The following is a 7,340-nucleotide window of genomic DNA, read 5'->3' as shown; positions in this document are numbered from 1 at the left end:
CTAGTGTCCCGCGTTGGAAGTACGGTGCCTAAGTCCGTGCTCCGAGTGCGTGCATCGCAAGGCGCCGGAGCGACGCTCTACCTCTTCGTCCAGCGAGCGACGGCAACGCCGCGAGGTGCGCGCTCGGGGTGCGGAATTAGGTGCCGAACTTTCGACGCGGGGCACTAGCTCCCCGGCGGCGGGACGGGCAGGCAGAGCTCGTTGCCCTCCGGGTCCTGCAGGACCACCCAGGCGACCTGTGGACCCTGGGTCCCGCCGCCGATCTCGGTGGCACCGAGCGCGAGCAGCCGCTGCTTCTCGGCCAGGCTCGGCGCGGCGGTGCTGCGCAGGTCGAGATGGACCCGGTTCTTCACCATCTTGGCCTCGGGCACCTGCTGGAAGAGGATCCGCGGAGCGCGCTCCAGACCCTCCGGATGGCGGATGGCGGCGCCGCTCGCCCAGACCAGTGCGCCCCGGTGGTGGGTGGTCTCGGCCTCGGTGGCGAAGCCCTGGTCGATCATCGACCGGATGAACCCCGCGTCCTGGGGCTCCACCTCCCAGCCGAGCACCTCGGCCCACCAGTCGGCGAGCGGGTGCGGCTCGGCGCTGTCGACGACGATCTGGACGGTGTAGGGCTGCGCTTGGCTCATGGCGACAGTCTCCGTGAGCCCACCGACACCGGGCGGGGAGGGGCGGAGAAGACCGGCTTCCGGCTTGACCTCAACCCTGGTTGAAGGGGGAGCGTTGCTCGATGTGGTCTCTTCCCGCCGCCGGCGTAAGAACCAGATATCGGTTAGCCCCTGTCGGCGGTCGGCACTAAAATCGTTGACGATGACAACACCGGAGCCCGCCGCTGGCCGCGCCGAGCCACCAGCCGGGATCCACTCGTTGTGGCGGCTGCGCGGCTACCTCAAGCCGCACCTCCCCGCGCTCGGGGTGATGACGGCGGCCGCGGTGGGAGGTGTCGGGCTCTCGATCACCATCCCGCTGGTCACCAAGGCGATCATCGACGGCCCCATCACCGACCGTGACCTGGGTGCGCTGCTGCCCCTGGGCCTGCTCGCGCTCGGGCTGGGTGTGCTCGAGGCGGTCCTGATCTGGGTCCGACGCTGGGTGCAGTCCAACGCCGTGCTGGGCCTCGAGACCGAGATCCGCCACGACCTCTACGCGCGGCTCCAGGAGCTCCCGATGAGCTTCCACACCAAGTGGGAGTCGGGCCAGCTGCTGTCGCGCGCGACGCAGGACCTCTCCGCGATCCGCCGGTTCAGCGGCTTCGGCCTGCTGTTCCTGGTCATCAACGTCCTCCAGGTGACCGTGGTCACCGGCGTACTGCTGCACATGTACTGGCCGCTCGGCCTGGTCGTCGCGGCCACCGCCGTCCCCGTCGTCTGGCTCTCGATGCGCTTCGAGAAGGCCTACGTCGTGGTCTCGCGCCGCGTCCAGGACGAGCAGGGCGACCTCGCCACGCTGGCCGAGGAGGGTGCGGTCGGCATCCGGGTCATCAAGAGCTTCGGCCGGTCCCAGCACATGTCGGCGCGCTACGAGGACGCCGCGCGCAGGCTCTACGGCACCTCGATGGACAAGGTCCGCCTCTCGGCGAGGTTCTGGAGCTTCCTCGAGGTGATCCCCAACGTCGCGGTCGTGATCGTGCTGCTGCTCGGCGCGATCGGCGTCGGCAAGGGCGAGCTCACCCCCGGTGAGCTGGTCGCATTCATCACCTTGCTGCTCTCGCTGGTCTGGCCGGTGGCGAGCCTCGGGGTGATCCTGGCGATGGCGCAGGAGGCGATGACCGCCGGCGCCCGCATCCTGGAGATCTTCGACACCCAGCCGGACATCGTCGGCGGCACCCGCACGATCGCCGAGCCGCACGGCCACCTGCGCCTCGAGGGCGTCCACTTCGCCTTCTCGGACAGTGACGCGCCGGTGCTGCGCGGGCTGGACCTCGAGATCCTCCCGGGCGAGACGGTCGCCCTCGTGGGCGCCACCGGCTCCGGCAAGACGGTGCTGACCTCGCTGGTCCCGAGGCTCTACGACGTCACCGGCGGCCGGGTCACCATCGACGGTGTCGACGTCCGCGAGCTCGACCTGCGTCACCTGCGCACGCTCGTCGCGACGGCGTTCGAGGAGCCGACGCTGTTCTCGATGAGCGCCCGCGAGAACCTCACGCTGGGCCGCGCCGACGCGACCGACGCGGAGATCGCCCAGGCCCTCGACGTCGCCCAGGCAGGCTTCGTGCACGACCTGCCCTGGGGGCTCGACACCCGGATCGGCGAGCAGGGGCTGGCCCTGTCCGGTGGGCAGCGGCAGCGGCTGGCGCTGGCCCGGGCGGTGCTGGCTCAGCCGCGCATCCTGGTCCTCGACGACACGCTCTCCGCACTGGACGTGCACACCGAGAAGCTCGTCGAGGACGCGCTCCGGCGCGTGCTCGCCGACACCACCGGCCTGATCGTCGCCCACCGCGCGTCGACGGTGCTGCTGGCCGACCGGGTCGCGCTGCTCGAGGGCGGCCGGATCACCCACATCGGCGACCACCGCGAGCTGCTGGCCACGGTGCCGGCCTACCGCGACCTGCTCGGCTCCGATGCGGACCTCCCCGAGGAGGTGAGCGCATGATCACCCCACGAAACCGCGCCGAGGAAGCGCTTCGCGCTGTGCGCTCGCGCTTGCGCGGGCACCCCGCAGAAGCATGAGCACCGACACCACGCCGCCACCCGAGGTCCCGGTCGACGAGACCTCCTCGTGGCGCGGGCTGGCGAAGGTCGACGCCGACGAGGCCGCCGAACGGATGACCGCCGGGACGCTCGGGGGCGGGTCCCGGCGGCTGCTCGGCGAGCTGCTGGCGCCCTACAAGCGCGCCATCCAGCTGCTCATCGGGATCGTGCTGGTCGAGAACGCCGCCCGGCTCGCGATCCCCTACCTCGTCAAGGAGGGCATCGACACCGGCATCCCGCCGATCCAGGCCAACGACGACCTGAAGCCGCTGCTCGGGATCGTGGCGATCATGGGCGTCGCGACCGTGATCCAGGCCGTGGCCCGTCAGCTGTTCCTGGTGCGGTCTGGCCGGATCGGGCAGGACATCCTCTTCGAGATCCGGCGCAGGGTGTTCCGGCACTTCCAGGTGCTCAGCCCGGCCTTCCACGACGCCTACACCTCGGGCCGGGTCATCTCGCGGCAGACCTCCGACGTCGACGCGATCTACGAGATGCTCGAGACCGGCTTCGACGGCCTGGTCACCGCGGCGCTGACGCTCGTCGGCACCGCAGGGCTGCTGCTCTTCCTCGACGTCAAGCTGGGCCTGGTCGCCCTGCTCTGTGGTCCGTTCCTCGCCTGGATCACCCTCTGGTTCCGGCGCGAGTCGGCCAAGTCCTACAAGGTCACCCGCGAGAAGGTCGCCCTGGTCATCGTCCACTTCGTCGAGTCAATGGGCGGCATCCGCGCGGTGCAGGCGTTCCGCCGCGAGCCCCGCAACCAGGAGATCTTCGACGACGTCAACGACCAGTACCGCCGGGCCAACCTGGTCGCCTTCCGGCTGGTCGCCTGGTTCATGCCCGGGATCCGGCTGATCGGCAACCTCACCATCGGCGTCGTGCTGCTCTACGGCGGCTACCGCGCCTACCACGGCGACGTCACCGTCGGCGTGCTCGCGGCGTTCCTGCTCTACCTGCGCCAGTTCTTCGAGCCGATGATGGAGATCTCGCAGTTCTACAACACCTTCCAGTCGGCCTCGGCCGCGCTCGACAAGCTGGCCGGCGTGCTCGACGAGGAGCCGTCGGTCCCCGAGCCGGCCACGCCGACCACCCTCGGCCACGTCCGGGGCGAGCTCCGGTTCGACCACGTCGACTTCGAGTACGTCGAGGGCCGGCCGGTCCTGCCCGGCCTCGACCTGACCGTTCCCGCGGGCCAGACCCTGGCACTGGTCGGCACGACCGGCGCCGGCAAGACCACGCTCGCCAAGCTGGCCACCCGCTTCTACGACCCGACGGGCGGGCGCGTGCTGCTCGACGGCACCGACCTCCGTTCGATCAGCTCCGCGCAGCTGCGCGACAACGTCGTAATGGTCACCCAGGAGAACTACCTCTTCTCCGGCACCGTCGCCGACAACATCCGCTTCGGTCGGCCCGGCGCCACCATGGACGACGTCGTCGCGGCCACCATCGCGCTCGGTGCCCACGAGTTCATCCTCGAGATGCCCGACGGCTACGACACCGACGTCGCCAACTCTGCAGGCCGGCTCTCCGCCGGCCAGCGGCAGCTGGTCGCCTTCGCCCGCGCCTTCCTCGCCGACCCGGCGGTGCTGATCCTCGACGAGGCCACGTCCTCGCTCGACGTGCCCTCCGAGCGGCTGGTCCAGCAGGCGCTGCGCACCGTCCTCGCCGGCCGCACCGCGGTGATCATCGCCCACCGCCTGTCGACGGTGGAGATCGCCGACCGGGTGCTGGTCATGGAGCACGGGCGGATCGTCGAGGACGGCGCTCCTGCGGAGCTGATCGCCGGCGGCGACGGCCGCTACTCTCAGCTGCACCAGGCCTGGCTGGAGTCGCTCGCCTAACCCGCAGCGCCCACTGGCTCGCGCCGGCCATCACTCTCGACGCGGTCGGTAGCGGATCCACCCGGGCGCGTCCTGGCTGGTGAGCCGGGCCGGCGGCAGGTAGTCGGGTCGACGGTCGTCGGGGTTGAGGCGGACCTGCCAGGGCGTGTGGTGGAGCACGCGGTGGTGCTCGCCGCAGACCAGGACGAGGTTGTCGAGGCAGGTCCGGCCACCGTCGACCCAGTGGATGATGTGGTGGGCGTGGCACATCACGGGCGGACGAGTGCACCCGGGGAAGGTGCAGTGCCGGTCGCGGGCCACGAGGGCGCGCCACAGGACAAGAGTGATCAGGCGCGAGAGACGTCCGACGTCCAGGACCTCACCGTCGGTGCCGAGGCAGACCGGGATGAGCTCGGCGTCGCAGGCGAGGCGTCGCACCGCGGCCACCGACAGCCGCAGGCCGTCGTCGGTCGTGGCCTCCGCGGCAGGCTCCCGGCCGAGGCCGGTGGCGAGGGTCTGGAAGTCGACGGTGATGGCGAGCCGCGGGCGCGCCCCATGGGAGGAAGGCACGCGCTCGGTGTCCAGCGCGTGCTGGGCCAGCTCGACCAGGGCGTCGAACATGCGGGCCCCGTGGTCACGCGGGTCGGTCTCCACCTGGCAGCCAGGGGTGTCGGGGTCGACGGCGGGGGCGGGCCTGGTGAGGGGGAGCAGGGCGGCGCGGAGCACGGCGCCGTCCTCGACACTGCCCGCGCCCTTGATCCGCACGCCGCCGGCGCCGTCGTCGGTGACCGCGAGGAAGCGGCCGGAGTGGGCGGCCCGCTCCTCGCGCTCGAGCGCGGCCTCGTCGCGGCGTTTGGCGCGGTCGGGATCGACCACGTCGGCGAGGTGCCGGGCGGTGCGGGCCAGCTCGGTGGCGTCGAGCTGCCGGCCCTCGTCGAGCAGCGCCTGCTCGCCTCGCGCCCGCAGCGTCGGGCTGGAGGGCAGGGTGTCCACCGCATCGCAGATGATCCCGGCCTGGTCCGCGGACACCTCAGCCCGGCGCAGGGCCTCCAGGGTGCGCTGCCGCTCGGTGACCAGCTGCCGGGCATGGACCACCGCCCGCCGCCCCTCGCGACGGCTCAGCCCGGCGAGGTGGGTGAACCAGTCGGCGGTCGACCCCCAGTGGAGCCGCTTGCGAGCGAGGTCGCGGAGATCGGCCTCGGCCAGCAGCTCGGCCTCGAGCGCGGACAGCTGTCCCTTCAGCTCCTGCACCGCGGCCAGGCCGTCGACGAGCTCGGCGTCGGAGAAGCCGGTGACGAGGCGGTCGTCGAGCGAACCCACCCGGACGCGCGCGTCGGCCAGCACGGCGGCTGGGGATGCGATCGAGTCCACTGGTGGCTCCGGAGTCGAGACCGATGCCCGCGGAGCGACCACGGGACTTGGGATGACCTCGATGCCAGCGCGCCACCGAATGGCGAGCTCCGGGAGCACGGACCCGGAGGACTACTGCATCTGTGCTGCATTCATTCGAACACATGTTCGAAGGCGGTGTCAAGTCCCTGCCCACAGTCCCTGGCCACAAGTGCACACAGCTGAGGACAAGTGCCGCGCCCGCACGTCACCTCCGGATCGTCAGCGCCTGCACCGTCTCGACCGGGCGGAAGCCGGCGGAGACATAGGTCGCCACGGCTGCGGTGTTGCTCTGCGGGGTGGCGACCGACACGCCCGAGGCGCCGGCCGCGAGGCAGGCGTCGACGATGGCGGCCGTCACCGCGCGGCCGAAGCCCCGGCCCCGGTGGGCCGGGTGCGTGGCCAGCGGCTCCAGGATCGCCGGGCCGCCGGGGACCGAGAGCCACCCGGTGGCGGCCGCGGCGGGCGCTCCGTCGTCGAGGACGACGAGGTCGAGGTCGGCCCGGAAGCCCGGTCCGGCGGCCATCCGGTGCCACGTGGGCTCGTCGAAGGTGGAGCGCTCGAACCCGTTGCGCTGGACAGTCACCCGGGCCCGCACGTGGGCCGACCCGAGCCGGACCACCCCTCGGTCGGCGACCTCCCACCGTTCGGCAGACGCGTACAGCGACACCCAGGGGTCCGGGTCCAGCTCCCACCCACGACGGACCAGCTCGTTGCGGAGCGCCGAGCCCGGGACGACGTCGCTCCAGAGCTCCGGGTGGGGGCCGGCGTCGACGACATCGGCCACGGCGACCGCGAGAGCCGCGTCGCCGATCAGGTCCGGACAGGCCCGCGGTCGGGACGTGGCTCCTTCGATCAGGGCGACGGCGACCAGGCCGCGGTCGGCCCACCAGGCATGCACCGTCCCGGCCAGCACCTCGTCGGCCAGTCGCAGGTGCCAGCCCAGGTCCCCGGTGTGCAGCAGGGGAGCGTACGTCGTGCCGGCGTCCCAGCGCGCCACCTCGGCCACCACGGCGGCTGCGCTGGTCCGGTCCAGGACCTCGTGCCGGATCACCGGCCGACCGTACGGCCGAGCTCCGGTGTGGCTCGACCGATTATTCGGGCTCTCGTGACTGATCGGTGGGTGCGCGCGATCCGGTGATACGGCGCACAACGGCGGGTGCGCCGAGCCGTTGCCCAGCGCCGGGCACCACCAGAGGCAGGGCCGGGGTTCTGTAGCGACCCATCCGCTTCTGTGCCGAGATCTCGCTACAGAAGCGCAGGGGTCACCGGATATCCGGTGACTCTGACGCTTGCGGTGGGGTGCGGCGTGCTACCCGCGCGGCCGCCCACCCACGGATGGGTCACAAGAGCCGGTTTTCGCGGTCAGCGCGGCTCGGGCGACCCCGGCCGCACCAGCCCGTGCTCGTAGGCGAAGACCACCGCGTGCACGCGGTCGCGCAGG

The 7,340-nt window shown here is 71.8% G+C and carries 5 protein-coding genes; 2 read left to right on the top strand and 3 right to left on the bottom strand.

Features of this window, described 5'->3' with window-relative positions:
- Window positions 1-164: 164 nt before the first annotated feature.
- A complete protein-coding gene (locus VFV89_RS16495; protein ID WP_329707049.1) occupies window positions 165-629 on the bottom strand; it encodes a VOC family protein in 465 nt (154 codons plus the stop codon).
- A 181-nt stretch (window positions 630-810) separates the two neighbouring features.
- Between VFV89_RS16495 and VFV89_RS16490 the strand changes: the two genes are divergently transcribed.
- Both VFV89_RS16490 and VFV89_RS16485 read left to right on the top strand, forming a co-directional pair.
- Complete coding sequence (locus VFV89_RS16490; RefSeq protein ID WP_329707048.1) at window positions 811-2,592, top strand: ABC transporter ATP-binding protein; 1,782 nt, start codon at window positions 811-813, stop codon at window positions 2,590-2,592.
- Between the two features lie 73 nt (window positions 2,593-2,665).
- The gene (locus VFV89_RS16485; RefSeq protein ID WP_329707047.1) at window positions 2,666-4,528 is read left to right on the top strand and encodes an ABC transporter ATP-binding protein; all 1,863 of its coding nucleotides are present in this window, start codon (window positions 2,666-2,668) and stop codon (window positions 4,526-4,528) included.
- A gap of 30 nt (window positions 4,529-4,558) precedes the next feature.
- Here the strand turns inward: VFV89_RS16485 and VFV89_RS16480 are convergent, their stop codons facing one another.
- A complete protein-coding gene (locus VFV89_RS16480; RefSeq protein ID WP_329707046.1) occupies window positions 4,559-5,878 on the bottom strand; it encodes an HNH endonuclease signature motif containing protein in 1,320 nt (439 codons plus the stop codon).
- A 226-nt stretch (window positions 5,879-6,104) separates the two neighbouring features.
- Window positions 6,105-6,950, bottom strand: coding sequence for a GNAT family N-acetyltransferase (locus tag VFV89_RS16475; protein WP_329707045.1), 846 nt, complete (start codon window positions 6,948-6,950; stop codon window positions 6,105-6,107).
- Between the last annotated feature and the right edge of the window lie 390 nt (window positions 6,951-7,340).

It is taken from the genome of Nocardioides sp. (genome assembly GCF_036274455.1).
In the GTDB taxonomy this organism is placed as follows: domain Bacteria; phylum Actinomycetota; class Actinomycetes; order Propionibacteriales; family Nocardioidaceae; genus Nocardioides.
The sequence above is the reverse complement of the archived record's forward strand: the minus strand, read 5'-3'. Positions and strand labels throughout refer to the sequence as shown.

Bases quoted from the DNA above. Each gene is read 5' to 3' on its own strand.
- VFV89_RS16485 (WP_329707047.1), top strand. From the start codon at position 2,666: ATGAGCACCGACACCACGCCGCCACCCGAGGTCCCGGTCGACGAGACC.
- VFV89_RS16490 (WP_329707048.1), top strand. From the start codon at position 811: ATGACAACACCGGAGCCCGCCGCTGGCCGCGCCGAGCCACCAGCCGGG.
- VFV89_RS16495 (WP_329707049.1), bottom strand. From the start codon at position 629: ATGAGCCAAGCGCAGCCCTACACCGTCCAGATCGTCGTCGACAGCGCC.